Source organism: Granulicatella sp. (assembly GCF_057274575.1).
This window is the reverse complement of sequence record NZ_DBHISP010000006.1, coordinates 24,892-40,458: the sequence shown is the minus strand read 5'-3', so window position 1 is coordinate 40,458 and position 15,567 is coordinate 24,892. Positions and strand designations below refer to the sequence as shown.

Genomic DNA, 15,567 nt, shown 5'->3' with positions numbered 1-15,567 from the left:
AATTGCCTAACAATTCGACAATTAACACTCAAAGGCCATCTTCAAAGTTGCAACCAATATCTCTTTCCACCAAACCGAGACTCTCTAAAAAGGATTCACTTCTACTCTCCTCATCACCGTGTGTTATAAGCATGAAACTAGGATAGCAACAATTCGCACCTTAGTCAATTATCGCTTTTCTATCACTAGCTATAGCTATTAGTTATAACAAAAATCTCTTTAGTTTTTCAACTCCTCTTTTTTTAGTACAATAATCCTATCACTACTGAAAGGAGACTTTTTATGAGCCTCGATTTAATTCCTTATAAAACAATGCCCATTTGGACAGCTAGTACTTTACCAGAACCCTTTCAAAAAATGCATAATACAAAAGTTGGAACTTGGGCGCGTTTAACCATTCTAGAAGGAGCCCTGACCTTTTATGAACTCGATGAAGAGGGGCGTGTGCTTTCTGAGCATCTGTTTACAAAAGAGTCCGACATCCCTTTTGTTGAACCTCAAGCTTGGCACCGGGTCTCTCCTGCTAGCGACGACTTGCGCTGCTATTTAACTTTCTACTGTACTCCAGAAGACTATTTTTCAAAAAAATACGACTTAACAAGAACTCATTCGGAAGTCATTGAAGCTGCTCCAAAATTTGAAAAAGGACCCATCCTCGACCTTGGTAGTGGCCAAGGTAGAAACAGTCTCTATTTAGCCAAAAAAGGCTTTGAGGTTACCGCATTAGATATCCAAACCATGAGTTTAGCTCATCTCCAACAAATTGCCGAGGAGGAAGGGCTAGCTATTCACGTGGAGCCTTATAATATTGAAAGTGCAGATATCCCTGGTGGTCTTTACAACGCCATTATTTCCACTGTGGTTTTGATGTTTCTAAATCCCGATAGTATCCCAGATGTCATTGAAAATATGCAATCTCATACGGCCCCTGGAGGATATAATCTCATTGTCGCAGCGATGTCTACCGAAGATGCCCCTTGTCCTGTGAATTTTCCAAAGACCTTTGCAGCTGGTGAACTCAAAGAGTATTACAAAGATTGGACTTTCCATAAATATAATGAAGACTTTGGGCAATTACATAAGTTGGATGAACATGGAAATCGTATCCGTATGCGCTTTGTAACGATGCTTGCTCAAAAACCAAAATAATCGTTTAACTTATACAAAAAAGAGACTGGAATCTGATATGTACGCAGAATCCCAGTCTCATTTTTATTATTCAATATATAAAGTTTTGTCTTTCACTCTAAATTTTGTAGTTTCTGTAATGGTTTCACCTGTTAATACAAGGACGTCTTCTCCTTTTTTAGTTTCATCCACTACACGCCATTCACTATCTTTTTTCACCACTAAAACATTATATTTTTGGCGATGATCTTCATCATTCGTTGGAATTACGAAAGCATCTGTTACTCCTGCTAATTCAACTGCTTGATCCAGATTGCTATCTTTAACAATTAAAAATTTACCCTCTAATTTAACAATGTTATATCCATCATTGATTTCTGTATTCATTTCAGCATTCTTTAATTGTTCAACACTTTTAGCAATATTCCCTGCTTTTTTAGCGGCATCCTTTAATTGTTCACTAAGTTTATTTTTCGCATCCTCATCTAATTTTTTCGTTGCTTCTTGTACAGCTTTTGCATTTTCAATTTGCTGTTGTTGTACTCTACTTCTTTCTTGTTTTTGTTCATATCTTCTATAACGATTGTACCCAACAACTATAATGAGGATAATCGAAATAATAATTCCTAACCATCTTCTTCCTTTTGATTCCATCTATTATTCACCCCTAGTAAAATATAATATAAAAATAACATAGTTAAGTATTTTTAGTAAACTCATTCAAAACCCACTTTGCAAGATAAATCTTAAAAAGTGCAATCGTGGCTTGATCCCTTGATTGGATTCTGTAGAAACCTCACTTGTATCTGGTGTGCGTGGTGTCATTACTTTTGGAATTAAATCCACTGTAAAGGTAATATTGCCGTTGCTCCAAGGAATACTATACACTCTACCTGAATAGACCCAATCTTGCTTTCCTTGTTCAAAGGCTTTTGAAGTCTCATCCAGTTTTTCTCTCATATATTGTACAGCATGATGATAATTTTTAAATTCCGTATTCGTATTTCCTAACGGAAGTAGACGATGGGCAGAAGTGGTCACTTCCTCAGTCGTAGTTGTTGTAGAAGTAGACACTCCCTCATCTATTTTAACTGTTGGTTTTTCTGTTGAAGTGCTCATCTCCGTCTCACTTGTTTGAGGCGTCACTTTTTCCGTCGTCAATGGTTCCTTATTTGGAATGACAACTATTTCTGTTTCTTGCTCTTGTTTTTCAAGAACTACTTTCTTTTCTTCAGTAGTTACTGGAAGCTCCGTAGTGCTTACTGTTGTTGATGCTTCCGACTCTTTCTGAGCCACTGCTTTGTTTTCAGATTTTTCAGATTTACTTGGAGAATTTGACGATACTGTATCAGTCGTTTGTACTTCCACCACTTGTGTTACTTTTGGTAACGGGCTCATCTCTTGAGAAAGAACGTATACACCAGCAAGCATTGCCATTGAGAAGCCCAACGTAATCCCTATTTGGCTCACTAACCCTAACGACTTAAAGAATTCTAGAATTTTAATAAAAATTGTCTTAATCGTCATTTTTTTCTCCTTTCCTTGTTTATCTAAACAATTATAACATTTTTTTCATCATTTTAGAATAAAAAAAACACAATATCATAAAATATACAATCTTTTTTAATTAGTCATAAAAATTAGAGGAGTATCTGATTTGCAACTAATTTCAAGACGATACACTTCTATTAATATAGAAGGAATCATTAAACACAAGCATCTCATTTTAAAGTTATAAAAAACCTAGAAAAATTTGGGTTCCGACTAATGTGATAATTCCTGATATAACGATAGATAGACTGCTCATCGCTCCTTCAATCTCACCAATTTGCATCGCTCTTGCTGTCCCAATCGCATGAGAAGAAGTTCCAATTGCAATCCCCTTAGCAACTGGGTGCGTAATATTGGCAATCTTACATATCCCCTCGCAAAACATATTTCCTAGAACTCCTGTAATAATAATCACTGCAACTGTAATCGTCACATATCCGCCGGTTTCTTGAGATAGTCCCATTCCGATGGCTGTCGTAATTGATTTTGGAAGAAGCGTAACATACTCTTCATGTGTCAATTGAAAAATGTAAGAAAGTAGCCACACTGTACAAAGACTTGTTAGAACTCCTGATAAAACTCCGAAGAAAATTGCTTTCTTATGTTTCTTTAATAACTCTAACTGCTGATATAAAGGAATCGCTAAACAGACGGTTGCTGGTGTTAAGAAGTAACTTAAATTATCTGCACTTGCATAATAACTAGCGTAGTCAATACGGAATACATTTAAAACGATAATTACGAATACAATCGCCACCAACAATGGATTAAAAATAGGCCATTTATAGCGATCTCGAAGGAATACACCAATTTCAAACCCTAGAATACTAATAACAATTCCAATCGTTGCTGAATTAATGGCTAGTTGATTCATGGTCTTCCTCCCTTTCTAAAATGAACTGTGTTACTTTTCCGGAAACAACCATAACCATAACTGTTGTAATCACCGTAATGATGGATACGGGTAAAATAATTCTTTGTAATTGGGCCCAAGATTCAATAATTCCTACAGCTGCAGGAATAAACATCAGAGCCATAATCTCAATTAAGAAAGTCCCCGCTTGATACACACGATCGAGTTTGATGAATCCCGTCATTAAAAATAGCATCATTAATACTAGTCCATAGATACTTGCTGGAATAGGAAACGGCAAGAGATATTTTAAAATTTCACCTAAGCAGGTTACAAACATAATCCAGCCAAATTGTTTAAAGAATTTCATTACTTACTCCTTTAATGTAAAAACACCCTATCCAAGTCATAGAATAGGATGCTTCCATATTTTTGTATATATAAAACTACCTCAGAAAGAATACTCTCTTCCAACTTTTTTTCATAGTATAATCAAATGTATAGAAAGTCAACTACAAACCTAAGAAGTTTCGTCACTTCACCCTATTTTTTTAACAACTGCTTAAACATCGTCTTTTCCATCGTTAGCAAGTCAATAGAAGTCATTTAAGCAGAGGTATAAGGAATACTGGGTATCTCTTTTCATTTCTTTCCTTATTTCATTTCGAAACTGATTCTGGTCGTCCCTGCTTTTCCATTCTTTATATTTTTGGTATAGCGAATTGCGTTTCGTTACCTCTATCTATGATTGATTCATTTCTAAAACTTCATCTATTCTTTGAAGCTAAGAAGAACCCTCTTCGCGATTGGTCTGTTTGACCCCCTTTACCCACGACAAGCCTATACGTCCTTTCTCAAGCGAAATCCTTTCTCGATTTTCACCACAATAAAGTTCCTCCAAAAGCGAATTTTTACAAGGAACGTTCTTGAATTTCCCCAAGCGTGCGAGTATAATTTCCCTTATGAAAAAGACCGCCATTAACTTAACAGACGGGCCGATTTTGCGGTCCATTATTACGTTTGCAATTCCCATTGTTATTTCAAATATATTCCAGCAACTCTATAACACTGCCGATATTATGATTGTAGGGAGGTTCCTTGGGCAGGATGCGCTGGCGGCTGTTGGGGCGACCGCAGCCATCTTTGAACTGATTGTCGGATTCGCACTCGGCGTCGGCAATGGGATGGGCGTCATCATCGCACGTTACTACGGAGCCAATAACCATCGCCTCTTGAAACGTGCCGTCTCGGCCACCATCGTCATTGGGGCCGTTCTCAGTCTCCTCGTAGCTCTTGGGGGAACGTTCGGGATGTATCCGCTGCTCGAGTTTCTTGGAACACCCGCTAGTATTATCGACCAGTCCTATGCGTATATCTCGATCATCGTGCTCGGGATTGCGGTGACGTTTGCGTATAATTTATGCGCGGGGTTGCTCCGCGCCGTTGGAGATAGTCAGGCTGCCCTTTACTTCTTGATTTTTTCAGCGGTGGCGAATATCTTCCTCGATATTTTACTCATTACAACGTTCAACATGGGCGTTGAAGCTGCGGCGATTGCGACGATTATTGCTCAGGGCATATCGGCCGTTCTCTGCTTTATCTATATCAAAAAACGCGCCAGCTTCCTCATTCCGGCCAAAAGTGATTTTGTCCGCGATGATGAACTGTATCTAGATCTCATCAGCCAAGGATTAGCCATGGGACTCATGTCATCCATCGTCTCACTAGGATCTGTAATGCTCCAGTCCTCCATCAACGCGCTTGGACCGGTCATCATCAGTGCGCAAACTTCTGCCAGACGGATTTTCGCGTTCTCGACCTTGCCATTTGCGGCGATTGCAGCGGCAATGACGACCTTCACTTCACAAAACTTCGGAGCCAACAAAGTGCACCGGATTGCCAAAGGAATTCGTCAAGGCAGTCTGCTAGCGTTTGGATGGGCGATTCTGGTCTGCATCATTTTATTCTTTGCGAGTCCATTCCTAAACGAACTCGTCTCTGGATCGAGCGACCCGCTTCTACTGGATAATGCCGCGCTGTATAATCGCATCGGCTCGCTCTTCTATGTGCCGTTAGCGCTTCTTCTGATTTTACGAAATAGTCTGCAAGGGCTTGGACAAAAGGTGACGCCACTCGTGTCGAGTTTTATCGAGCTGGCAGGGAAGGTGCTTTTCGTGGTGTTTGTGATTCCGCAGGCGGGCTATCTTGGGGTGATTTTTGCAGAGCCGATTATTTGGTGCCTGATGGCCATCTATCTTTCCTACGCCTTCTTGCGTCATCCGCTCATTAAAGAAGTAAGGCATGAAATTTTTTAAAGCCAAGGGCTTCTATGGACCTTCGCGGATATCTTCATAGTAATGGAAATAACTGTACCGGCAAGAGCCGAGGTCTCTTTGCCTATCGAACTTCAAAGGGCGTCATGTTGGTAACACCAACTGACGCCCTAATTCATTTCGATTACACTCGTTATTTCCATTACTATAGAATCCGCGAGGTCCCAGGAAGCCCTCTATTTCATTTATGCTTCTTTTAAGTAAACTGGCGCAAGAACCGTGGATAGTGGATTCCTTAATCTTAAGATCCCTTTGGGATACCGGACTGAGCTAAAATCTCAATCCGACCAAGCTTCAAACTGAGGAGGAACACAATTGGATGTTTGATGAAACTTTGGCGCAGGAGACACTTCCCTACTTTTCCTATCAATAGTATAATGAACCTGAGAATACAGAAAGCGGTGGCAAGAGATGAACAATTATATCAAATGTAATCAAGATCGATGGAATAATGTAAAAAATACCTATACTGAGCCAGTAACACATGAAAAATTAGAAGAAATGAGAAAACATCCCATTTCAGTTGCATTAACGGTTGGAAAAAAAGTTCCTCAAGAATGGTTTGAAAAAGCCAACGGAAAAAAGATATTAGGGTTAGCTTGCGGCGGCGGACAGCAGGGTCCCGTTTTTGCTGCAAAAGGGTATGATGTTACCATCATGGATTTTTCCACATCACAATTACAAAGAGATGAAATGGTGGCTAAACGAGAAGGTTTAACCATCACTACCGTTCAAGGCGATCTGACAAAACCATTTCCATTTGAAGATGAAACGTTTGATATTGTTTTTAATCCAGTTTCAAATGTATATATAGAAGATTTAGAAAACATGTATAAAGAAGCCGCTCGCGTATTGAAAAAGGGTGGCTTGTTAATGGTCGGATTTATGAACCCATGGATATACATGTATGACGCTGACATTGTATGGGACCAACCCGATGAGGAATTACTGTTACAGTTTTCACTCCCTTTTAATTCAAAAGAGCTTGAAAAGGAAGGCAAAATCACCATCAATCCAGAATATGGATATGAATTTAGCCATACCTTAGAAACGCAGATTAGAGGGCAACTCAAGAATGGCCTCGCGATGATTGATTTTTATGAATCGTGTGATCAAAGAAATCGATTATCCCATTATGGGAATGACTATATCGCTACGCTCTGCGTTAAACTATAATGTGATATTTAGAAAAGAGACAAAATTAGTCCCTCGGTATCTTCATAGTGTTGATGGTAAGGACACCGGACCAAGCTTCAAAATGAGGAAGAACACCATTTGATGTGTGATGAAACTATGACGCAGTTGACAAATGAATTCCTCTTCACGCTCAAGCGGTTCAAGGAATTCTATTTGTCCTTGCGGGGGTAAGACTACGAAGAAACAAGTTTCTTCTGTCTTACTCCCTATTCACACTATAGAACCGAGGGATTTTTGTCTCTTTTCAGTTTTTCTTTACATTGCGGAGTGCTCTAAAATGAACTACTAGTGCATAGAATAACTTAAAATAGCCGGTGCTTTTTATGAAAGAAGGAAAATGCGAGTCTCGATGATTGCGTAGTTCAACCTTACGAAAATAGTCACGAAATAAGGCTTCCGGGACCTTTTGGATTCTATAGTAATGGAAATAACAGGTGTAACCGAAATGAATTAGGGCGTCAGTTGAGTGTATCAACTTGACGCCCTTTGAAGTTCGGTAGGCAAAGAGACCTTGGCTCTTGCCGGTACAGTTATTCCCTTTACTATGAAGACATCCAAAAGGCAAAAGGAAGCCTTTGGTTATCTTGTCTTTTTTTGTACTATTTTTGAACGAACACAACTTCGAGCTCGCCTTTTTCATTCTGAAGGACGCGGAACATAATCACGTCGCCGTTGGAAGTCCCCCTGGAGTAAACCCAGGAACAGCTTCCCCAATCACTTGTCCAAATTCATTTGTCTTCATATCCTCTTCTACCTTCTATCTGTCACTCTCATCACTTCTCAAAGTACCTTATTATACCACTTCTTTGTAAAAATGAGGACTTCCTACTCTACTGCTTCCTCTTCTGTCTCGACTAAATAGAGTTCCTGGAGGCCACTGATAGGAAGCCACCTTGCTTCTGTCTGAGACTCCACGTAGACTGCTTCATCGCCCAATTCTATAGGCACACCGATCACCATTTCATGCCCTTCCTTCTTCTTCATGCGAAAACACGCCAGTTGCTGGTGAACGTAGAGTTGTGTGAGGAGCGTCCATTTTTCCTCTTTCGTGAGACGACTTGTGTAATGCTCCATCCGCTTCTCTTTGGCGATTTCACTCGTATGTTCGGACAAGAAGAAGCCTTGCCACTTCGCCATGCCACGGTCTGTGTATTCTCTGGTTGCTTTATACGGTAAATACATACGCATATTCATGTCAATCCATCTAACCCTCCTGCCGAATGCCCTCCGACGAGCTGACTTCTCGCCTTCACGCGGGAGGATTCCAATAGAGAGTTCGCCTTCAAAATCGAGGTAAAGCCGAATTCGTCACGAATTATATCGACGGCCTTTTGCAATTTTTCTTCCTTTTCGACCTGCTCATAATCATCGAACAATGAAAATACCGTAATCGCCTCATCTACGAGCCCTTGATAGGAAATCCCTACCCGACGGACCGCGCCACTCGTATACTTCTGGCGAAACAAGTCTAATACCACCTCCGTCAGAGGCTTGGTTTGATTCGTTGGGTCGATTTTTCGTTGCGCTTGAATCGATTTTTTCTCCTCCGTTCTGGAGTACCCCACATGAATCGATACACAAGTCGTCTTCTTGCGGACTCTGCGCAGGCGAACGGCTACTTGCTCGGCCATTTCTCTTAAAATCAACTCGATATCACCCTTTTGACGGTAATCTTTCGGCAAAATTTGCGAGTTCCCGATGCCGTGTGATTTGACCTTATAGGGATGATGGACATTGCTCTCATCAATGCCATTCGCATGAAACCACAGCTCCACGCCCATAATTCCCAAATGCTTCTTCAATAGATCCGCATCCGCCTGCGCCAATTCCTTAATCGTGTAAATCTTGAGCTGATTGAGCCGCTTTTCCATGCGACTGCCAATCCCCCAAAAATCCGTCATCTTCTCGATTCCCCAGACCTTCGTTTCCACGTCCTCGTACGACCAGTTGGCACGCATATTCTTCGCGTTCTTAGCTTCATTATCCAGCGCGAGTTTAGCAAGGAGCGGATTCGCATTAGACATCCCCACCGTCGAATAAAGCCCCGTCTCCTTCCAAATCGCCCGCTGAATTTGCGCGGACAAGAGGTCTAATTTCTCCTTTCTGGAAAGTGTCGGATCCGGGAAGAAATAATTCAAAGAAGTCGTCAAGTCGACAAAGCCTTCATCGATGGAATACGGATAAATCTCACTCGTCGTGGCAAAATTTTGCAAAATGCGCTGAATCTGCATATTAATCCGGATATACTCGGACATTCTTGGCGGGACAATGACGGTCGCTCTCGCCCAGGCCTCGATGAAACGCACGAAGGCCGCATCCGTTGGAAGCCCTTGACGCTCGGCCTTATAATAGGAAAAGCGACGCGTATGAATATCAAACGGCAAATCGTAGGTCCGACCGACATTTTTGCGCCCGAAGACTTTCTTGAAGACGGGAGAACACGCCAGAATGAGCCCTTTACAATTATCCGCGCGACTCATCACACAGAGCGAGGCCTTGAGCGGATGGAGTCCTCTGGCGATGCACTCGACACTGGCATAGAACGACTTCATATCGATAAACGCAATGTCGCTTCTTGGTTCCAAACTGTAGTCAATCAGAGTCATCGAACACGCCTCCCTTCTTACGATACTCTTGCGGTGAAACGATTAATTTTGCACGAAACCCCTATAAACCTCTCTGTAGCAACGTTTCTAAGGCGATTGTTGTTGAGTTTTTTCTCTTTTAGCACCAAATCTGTTTGAACTACCTTAGTTATAACACGAACGTATGTTCTCTTTCAAGCGAAATTCCTTCTCGATTTTCAAAAAATGAAGTCTACAAAAAAGGAAATTTATACAAAGAATCTTCTTGAATTTCTCCAAATATGCGAGTATAACTTCCCTTATGAAAAAGACCGCTATTCACTTAACAGACGGACCGATTTTGCGGTCCATTATTACATTTGCAATTCCAATGATTATTTCAAATATATTCCAGCAACTCTATAACACTGCCGATATTATGATTGTAGGGAGGTCCCTTGGGCAGGATGCGCTGGCGGCTGTTGGACGACTGCAGCCATCTTTGACCTGATTGTGGGATTTGCACTCGGCGTTGGCAATGGGATGGGGTCATCATCGCCCTCTCAACAAACCGCATCGGCTCGCTCTTCTATGTGCTGTTAGCGCTCCTACTAATCTTGCGCAATAGTCTGCAAGGGCTTGGGCAAAAGGTGACGCCATGAAGAGAGGGCTGCTGGAAGATTTTTAGGTGTTGTTGGCTTTCTTTCGGGAAATCCAAAACACCTCTTTTTTTACGAAGAATTTGTCGTATAATGAAGGTAACTAAATAGAAAGCGGTGATGAGATGGGACAAATTACAGATCAATTAAGACAGACGTTTGTGGAGGTATACGGCACGGAGCCTGAGGAGAGTTTCTTTGCTCCGGGGCGCGTGAATTTAATTGGGGAACATACCGACTATAATGGCGGGCACGTTTTTCCTTGCGCGATTACGCTGGGGACTTACGCGTGGGTGAAGCCACGGTCGGACAAGAAGCTCCGTCTCTATTCGGACAATTTTCCGAAGGATGGTATGCGCGAGCTCGATATGACCGACCTGGCTTACAGGGGCAGTGACTCGTGGGCGAACTATGTCAAGGGCGTTTTCGTGTACTTGGAGAATCTTGAGTTTGCTTTTCCACACGGCATGGACATCGCATTTTACGGAAACATCCCAAACGGATCGGGCCTCTCATCGTCAGCCTCCTTCGAGCTGCTCGTGGGCGTCATCGCTCGCAAGGTCTACAGCCTGGATATCGACACGCTTTCCCTCGTGAAGGTTGGGAAACGGGTGGAAAATGACTTCATTGGTGTGAATTCCGGCATCATGGACCAGTTCGCTGTGGGGATGGGCAAGAAGGACCACGCTATCTTCCTCGACTGTGCTACGCTGGAGTATGAACTCGTTCCAGTGAAACTTGGCGACTATCGCATTGTCATTATGAACACGAATAAACGACGCGAACTGGCCGATTCGAAATACAACGAACGCTTTGCCGAAACGCGGATTGCCTTGAAGGAGCTACAAGAGCATGTATCTATCGATAGCCTGGGAGAACTCACTATCGATCAGTTCGATGCAGTGAAGCATCACCTATCCAGCGAGCTCTTCGTCAAACGTGCTCGCCATGCCGTGAGCGAAAATGAACGGACGGTGCTTGCGACTCGTGTCTTAAAAGAAGGCGATCTCGCCCACTTTGGACGTCTCATGAACGAAAGTCACCTCTCGACCGAACTTGATTACGAGGTCACTGGAAAGGAACTCGATACGCTCGTACATACCGCTTGGGAACAAAGTGGCGTCCTTGGTGCTCGTATGACAGGCGCAGGATTTGGCGGTTGTGCCATCGCTCTCGTGCATAAGGACCATATTGACAAGTTTGAAGCCAACATTGCCAAAGTCTACACCGAAGAGATTGGCTACGCCCCAAGCTTCTATATCGCGGAAGTCGCGGATGGAGCGCATTAGTACAAACAAAAAAAGATCATTGGATTTTCCACATCCAATGCTCTTTCTGGTTTTAGTGATTTGAGGTATCTACTTCTCTTGCTCCTTTAATACACCATAAATCTCTTTAATGTCAAGACACGTTCCATTCAAGGTAAATAAAAGGTGTGATTTCTCTCATACACGAAGAAGGTGTGATCGTTTAAAAAAGGCAAAAGGCCCTCGGTTCTATAGTGTGAATGGTAAGAAGAGCAACCAATGGGAGTAAGACAGAAGAAACTTGTTTCTTCGTAGTCTTACCCCCGCAAGGACAAATAGAATTCCTTGAACTGCTTGACAGTGAAGAGGAATTCATTTGTCTACTGCGTTAAAGTTTCAGCACACATTAAATTGTGTTTGCTCTCAGTTTGAAGCTTGGTAGGAGCCAAGACTTAGGCTTGGCCCGGTGCCTTACCATCAACACTATGAAGATACCGAGGGTTATCTTGTCTTTTTTTTTATTATTTTTGAACCGACACCACTTCGAGCTCGCCTTTTTCGTTCTGAAGGACGCGGAACATAATCTCCTCGCCTTCTTTTGATCCGTCTGGATGCTTGGAGTCCATTAAGAGTGTGCCAAAGCATTGATTACCTTCCACGCGTGAAATGCGCACCCACAAGCGTTCGGGGTCCTTGCTCTTGTCTTCGTAGTAGACAGCTACGCCAAAGTCATCGGGATGTTCGCGGTGACGGAATCGGTCGAGGCCTTGGAAGGTTCGTGTTTCTTCTTTTTCTTTGCTCTTTGTGTCATAAACTTCCGCAATGACGCGTCTTGCACGGTCTACAATATACGGATCAACTTCAATCCATTTCATCGAACAGAACTCGCAGCCATCAAGGTTTGCTAGACGAATGAGGTACATCGTCTCTTCGGAGATAAGGCGCATGTCTAGCGTCGACTCCCCCTCTTTAGCAATCCATAGCGGTTGGAACGACACGCCAGCCTCTTCATCGATATATCCGTAAAGGACAAGCCCTGTGTCACCCGCCTTAGCTACTTCTGGCATCACGTCTTCGATGAGCGATGCACAGCGAACGTAGACGAGTTGATGGTAGAAGCTACGGAAAGAGGCATCTTTTACTTTTTGCATCTGAGACGCAATTGGGATTTCATTTGGGAAGAGTTCGCCTTTGATGTCCAGTCCTGGCGCAAAACCGCATCGGTCAAGCCACTCGGGCCTTGTCACCTCTGGGATCGGTTCGGCGTGGGCCTTGGAGGCGAATCGCTCCCTGCTATCAGCCACGATGTCCACCGGCAGATCCAGATTCACATGCTCCATCCATTTCCAACGATAATCGTCCGGCAAATGCAAGAGCAGAATCTGCGTCTTGCCTTCATGCTCGTAAATGTCCAGCACCTTAAAGTGGCTGTCGCGGTTGGCCACATGTAGCCCCCAGTTGGTGCCGTGCTCCGCCTTCGACAGGTCAAAGAGATGGTTGGAGAGGATGCTGAAACGGTGCGTCGTCACCATGCCCCCAACGCGACTCGTCGCATCGGTAAAGGCTGCGTTACGGACAATCTGCCCCACCTTGAACTTCGCTGCTTCTTCCGGCGTGAGGTTAATATCTCTAGCAAACAGCTGCAATCCCGGCAGCATCTCATTCATTAATTGTTCGAGTTGTTGTACTTCTGTCATTCTACTTCTCCTGTCTTACCACGTTGCGCGGGATAATGTTTCGCTATTGTACGGCTGGAGGTTCACGGTGCTCGACTTGATCGTTCCATCCGCGTTCTTCACCGTCTCTGGTGCTGTTTGCCCGATTAAAATCACTTTGCCATTGCCGACTTTGGCAAACACCATCACCGTCGTTCCGGATTCGGACACATAGCACTCCACGATTTCATAAGGGACGTCGCCTTGTTTAAATGTGAGTTCTCCCCATATAAACTTCGCCTTCATTCCAGCAACCGTCGCATAATGGAAGAGCTGGTCTGGAACGGCTAAATCATAGAACATCCGCTGAGTCGCTGGACTTGTGCGCTCATAGACTTCGCCCTTCTTACGCGCGTAAATGGCCATCACATCCGCAATCGATGGGTTACTTTGGGGCGCTTCCTTCTTCCAAGTAACATTGTTGAGGAATCCTGCCCGGAGATCCGCATTCTCCACTTCTTCAAAGTTCGTATCCCTCAGCGTATCTCGCGTCACAGAAGGGGCGTGTAAGAAAATCGGTTCATCCCCCTTGTAGCCAAAGAGATACGCCTGCTGGTTGGTATTATCGATATAAGCATCCACGATGAGAATCTGATAGTCATTCGAGGTGACCTTCCCCATCATATTCCAAGAGGTAGCCTCGCCGTTCACCTTCGCCGCTGTTAAATCCTGCGCTTCTTGAAGCGGTTCGTAGTGCTGGTCTCTTCTTTGGTTCCACTCTTGCATAAATTTGGCAAATCCGCTTGAATGATGCTGAATGAGACGTTCCAAGTCCTTATAGTGCTTCTCGATCATGGCCTTGTCTCTTGGATGAGCGGTGATCAGCTTCTGGCTCTCCTCTTGAGCGGCTTGCAATCCAGACTTGGCATCAGCATCCTTGGCCACTAGATTATACGCTAAATGCAACTGTTCAAAATACGACTCCTGCACTTCTTGCACCGTCGTCGATTGAACGGTAGTCGGTGCAACAGTAGTCGTGACCGTCTCCTCAGGCTTTTTGTTGCATGCTGCCAGCGCCAATACACACAGCGCTGATGCGAATAATTGCCTTCCCTTCATCCTCTTCCCCTCCAATCATGAAAGCCTACTCTATTCATGCTTATTATAGCATAGGTGGGAAAGGATCCCTCTAAAGATAGCGAGGAACTTTTGCCATATATTCTTTGTAAGAATCCCCAAATTTTTCTATACACCATAGTTCTTCTGAAAGAATAATCCAATGAGCTGAAATTTGAAAACACAGCAATATTACAAATAATATACCAGATTGTGTCAATAAAGAAGTGCCTAAAAAATATAAAAATAAAACAACATTAGAAACTTGATAAATATAAAAAGGAAGAACCTCTCCCGCTTGAACAGGAGCAAAATATCCTGCCCGCTGAACTGCTTGTTTATTCAAAATGGATAACCATCCAAATCGAATGATTAATAAAGGTATCAGCAAACAAAAACCATTCATCTATCTCACTTCCCTATATTAAATTTAATCTACATAAGTCAGATACTTTTGATTTGAAAAAGATCGATTAGAACAAAATTAAAACACTAACAGAGCTACGCTATTGTATACATTTTTTTAACCATTCAAATCAACACAGATCTAAAACCTTTCGACATCTTCCAGTTGTAACTCTTTGGTTTTGTAACCATTCAAATCAACACAGCTCTAAAACTCTCTGCTGAGAAAAAACCTGATACTTCAAGTTTTGTAACCATTCAAATCAACACAGCTCTAAAACTCTGCTCCGTTTCTTTTTTATTCCTAGCCAGTTTTGTAACCATTCAAATCAACACAGCTCTAAAACCGAGATAGTTGAGAGAGAATAACCATTGGAGTTTTGTAACCATTCAAATCAACACAGCTCTAAAACGTGTCCTGCTGGTGTTCCGTATCCATATTCGTTTTGTAACCATTCAAATCAACACAGCTCTAAAACTAACAAAACATTTGAAATTGAGTGAAAGAGTGTTTTGTAACCATTCAAATCAACACAGCTCTAAAACTCTTTTTCTTGTAATAATTGACTATTACTATGTTTTGTAACCATTCAAATCAACACAGCTCTAAAACTCTTGAATGTTTCATTTTTAATTGCTCCTTGTTTTGTAACCATTCAAATCAACACAGCTCTAAAACAAGTGAGTATAAGACTCGAACAACTTACCAGTTTTGTAACCATTCAAATCAACACAGCTCTAAAACTAAATGCAACGGGTGAGGAACATGCCTAAAGTTTTGTAACCATTCAAATCAACACAGCTCTAAAACTAGATATATACCGCAATCAAAACTGCTGCAGTTTTGTAACCATTCAAA

The 15,567-nt window shown here is 42.6% G+C and carries 13 protein-coding genes, 1 pseudogene, 1 CRISPR repeat array and 1 other annotated feature (2 of these 16 cut by a window edge); of the genes and pseudogenes, 5 read left to right on the top strand and 9 right to left on the bottom strand.

Annotated features, from left to right (window positions below; genetic code table 11):
• Positions 1 to 126 (bottom strand) — a binding site (T-box leader); it reaches 118 nt to the left of the window's first position.
• A 156-nt stretch (positions 127 to 282) separates the two neighbouring features.
• Positions 283 to 1,149, top strand: a complete 867-nt coding sequence (gene tehB / locus ACO5V7_RS04395; RefSeq protein ID WP_485485205.1) for an SAM-dependent methyltransferase TehB — start codon at positions 283 to 285, stop codon at positions 1,147 to 1,149.
• A gap of 66 nt (positions 1,150 to 1,215) precedes the next feature.
• On the opposite strand, the gene ACO5V7_RS04390 is transcribed toward tehB, so the two are convergent.
• The 4 genes from ACO5V7_RS04390 to ACO5V7_RS04375 form a co-directional block, all read right to left on the bottom strand.
• Positions 1,216 to 1,782 (bottom strand): hypothetical protein, encoded by a 567-nt coding sequence (locus tag ACO5V7_RS04390; RefSeq protein WP_485485204.1) that lies wholly within the window; start codon positions 1,780 to 1,782, stop codon positions 1,216 to 1,218.
• Between the two features lie 66 nt (positions 1,783 to 1,848).
• On the bottom strand, positions 1,849 to 2,655 hold the full coding sequence (locus ACO5V7_RS04385; protein ID WP_485485203.1) for a hypothetical protein: 807 nt from the start codon (positions 2,653 to 2,655) through the stop codon (positions 1,849 to 1,851).
• A 205-nt stretch (positions 2,656 to 2,860) separates the two neighbouring features.
• Positions 2,861 to 3,553, bottom strand: a complete 693-nt coding sequence (locus tag ACO5V7_RS04380; RefSeq protein ID WP_485485202.1) for an LrgB family protein — start codon at positions 3,551 to 3,553, stop codon at positions 2,861 to 2,863.
• Positions 3,534 to 3,902: a CidA/LrgA family protein gene (locus ACO5V7_RS04375; protein WP_298645509.1), complete on the bottom strand. Its 369-nt coding sequence runs from the start codon at positions 3,900 to 3,902 to the stop codon at positions 3,534 to 3,536. The genes ACO5V7_RS04380 and ACO5V7_RS04375 overlap by 20 nt, the downstream gene beginning before the upstream one ends.
• Positions 3,903 to 4,494: 592 nt before the next feature.
• Here ACO5V7_RS04375 and ACO5V7_RS04370 point away from each other — a divergent pair.
• Both ACO5V7_RS04370 and ACO5V7_RS04365 read left to right on the top strand, forming a co-directional pair.
• Positions 4,495 to 5,847, top strand: a complete 1,353-nt coding sequence (locus ACO5V7_RS04370; protein WP_070444871.1) for an MATE family efflux transporter — start codon at positions 4,495 to 4,497, stop codon at positions 5,845 to 5,847.
• Between the two features lie 429 nt (positions 5,848 to 6,276).
• The gene (locus tag ACO5V7_RS04365; RefSeq protein ID WP_485485201.1) at positions 6,277 to 7,041 is read left to right on the top strand and encodes a class I SAM-dependent methyltransferase; all 765 of its coding nucleotides are present in this window, start codon (positions 6,277 to 6,279) and stop codon (positions 7,039 to 7,041) included.
• Between the two features lie 846 nt (positions 7,042 to 7,887).
• On the opposite strand, the gene ACO5V7_RS04360 is transcribed toward ACO5V7_RS04365, so the two are convergent.
• Positions 7,888 to 8,256 (bottom strand): hypothetical protein, encoded by a 369-nt coding sequence (locus ACO5V7_RS04360; protein ID WP_485485200.1) that lies wholly within the window; start codon positions 8,254 to 8,256, stop codon positions 7,888 to 7,890.
• Entirely contained in the window at positions 8,253 to 9,668 is a 1,416-nt protein-coding gene (locus tag ACO5V7_RS04355; RefSeq protein WP_485485199.1) for a Y-family DNA polymerase, read from the bottom strand. Before ACO5V7_RS04355 ends, ACO5V7_RS04360 begins: the two co-directional genes overlap by 4 nt.
• A gap of 280 nt (positions 9,669 to 9,948) precedes the next feature.
• Between ACO5V7_RS04355 and ACO5V7_RS04350 the strand changes: the two are divergent.
• Positions 9,949 to 10,175 (top strand): annotated as a pseudogene (locus ACO5V7_RS04350) (MATE family efflux transporter); the annotation flags it as partial.
• 235 nt (positions 10,176 to 10,410) lie between these two features.
• Positions 10,411 to 11,574 carry a galactokinase gene (locus ACO5V7_RS04345; RefSeq protein ID WP_485485198.1) on the top strand — a complete coding sequence of 388 codons (1,164 nt, stop codon included), beginning with the start codon at positions 10,411 to 10,413 and terminating at the stop codon, positions 11,572 to 11,574.
• 479 nt (positions 11,575 to 12,053) lie between these two features.
• On the opposite strand, the gene ACO5V7_RS04340 is transcribed toward ACO5V7_RS04345, so the two are convergent.
• The 3 genes from ACO5V7_RS04340 to ACO5V7_RS04330 all read right to left on the bottom strand — a co-directional run bounded on the left by ACO5V7_RS04340 (position 12,054) and on the right by ACO5V7_RS04330 (position 14,709).
• Complete coding sequence (locus tag ACO5V7_RS04340; RefSeq protein ID WP_485485197.1) at positions 12,054 to 13,229, bottom strand: hypothetical protein; 1,176 nt, start codon at positions 13,227 to 13,229, stop codon at positions 12,054 to 12,056.
• Positions 13,230 to 13,244: 15 nt separating this feature from the next.
• Entirely contained in the window at positions 13,245 to 14,306 is a 1,062-nt protein-coding gene (locus ACO5V7_RS04335) for a hypothetical protein (protein WP_485485196.1), read from the bottom strand.
• Positions 14,307 to 14,376: 70 nt separating this feature from the next.
• On the bottom strand, positions 14,377 to 14,709 hold the full coding sequence (locus tag ACO5V7_RS04330; RefSeq protein WP_485485195.1) for a methyltransferase family protein: 333 nt from the start codon (positions 14,707 to 14,709) through the stop codon (positions 14,377 to 14,379).
• Between the two features lie 112 nt (positions 14,710 to 14,821).
• A CRISPR array of direct repeats spans positions 14,822 to 15,567; the repeat unit is 36 nt; unit sequence GTTTTGTAACCATTCAAATCAACACAGCTCTAAAAC; it runs 1,403 nt beyond the window's last position.

What these genes read in the sequence shown, in the direction of transcription:
- ACO5V7_RS04365 (WP_485485201.1), top strand. Translation starts at nt 6,277, where the DNA reads ATGAACAATTATATCAAATGTAATCAAGATCGATGGAATAATGTAAAA.
- ACO5V7_RS04355 (WP_485485199.1), bottom strand. Translation starts at nt 9,668, where the DNA reads ATGACTCTGATTGACTACAGTTTGGAACCAAGAAGCGACATTGCGTTT.
- ACO5V7_RS04390 (WP_485485204.1), bottom strand. Translation starts at nt 1,782, where the DNA reads ATGGAATCAAAAGGAAGAAGATGGTTAGGAATTATTATTTCGATTATC.
- ACO5V7_RS04360 (WP_485485200.1), bottom strand. Translation starts at nt 8,256, where the DNA reads ATGAATATGCGTATGTATTTACCGTATAAAGCAACCAGAGAATACACA.
- ACO5V7_RS04380 (WP_485485202.1), bottom strand. Translation starts at nt 3,553, where the DNA reads ATGAATCAACTAGCCATTAATTCAGCAACGATTGGAATTGTTATTAGT.
- ACO5V7_RS04330 (WP_485485195.1), bottom strand. Translation starts at nt 14,709, where the DNA reads ATGAATGGTTTTTGTTTGCTGATACCTTTATTAATCATTCGATTTGGA.
- tehB (WP_485485205.1), top strand. Translation starts at nt 283, where the DNA reads ATGAGCCTCGATTTAATTCCTTATAAAACAATGCCCATTTGGACAGCT.
- ACO5V7_RS04385 (WP_485485203.1), bottom strand. Translation starts at nt 2,655, where the DNA reads ATGACGATTAAGACAATTTTTATTAAAATTCTAGAATTCTTTAAGTCG.
- ACO5V7_RS04345 (WP_485485198.1), top strand. Translation starts at nt 10,411, where the DNA reads ATGGGACAAATTACAGATCAATTAAGACAGACGTTTGTGGAGGTATAC.
- ACO5V7_RS04375 (WP_298645509.1), bottom strand. Translation starts at nt 3,902, where the DNA reads ATGAAATTCTTTAAACAATTTGGCTGGATTATGTTTGTAACCTGCTTA.
- ACO5V7_RS04370 (WP_070444871.1), top strand. Translation starts at nt 4,495, where the DNA reads ATGAAAAAGACCGCCATTAACTTAACAGACGGGCCGATTTTGCGGTCC.
- ACO5V7_RS04340 (WP_485485197.1), bottom strand. Translation starts at nt 13,229, where the DNA reads ATGACAGAAGTACAACAACTCGAACAATTAATGAATGAGATGCTGCCG.
- ACO5V7_RS04335 (WP_485485196.1), bottom strand. Translation starts at nt 14,306, where the DNA reads ATGAAGGGAAGGCAATTATTCGCATCAGCGCTGTGTGTATTGGCGCTG.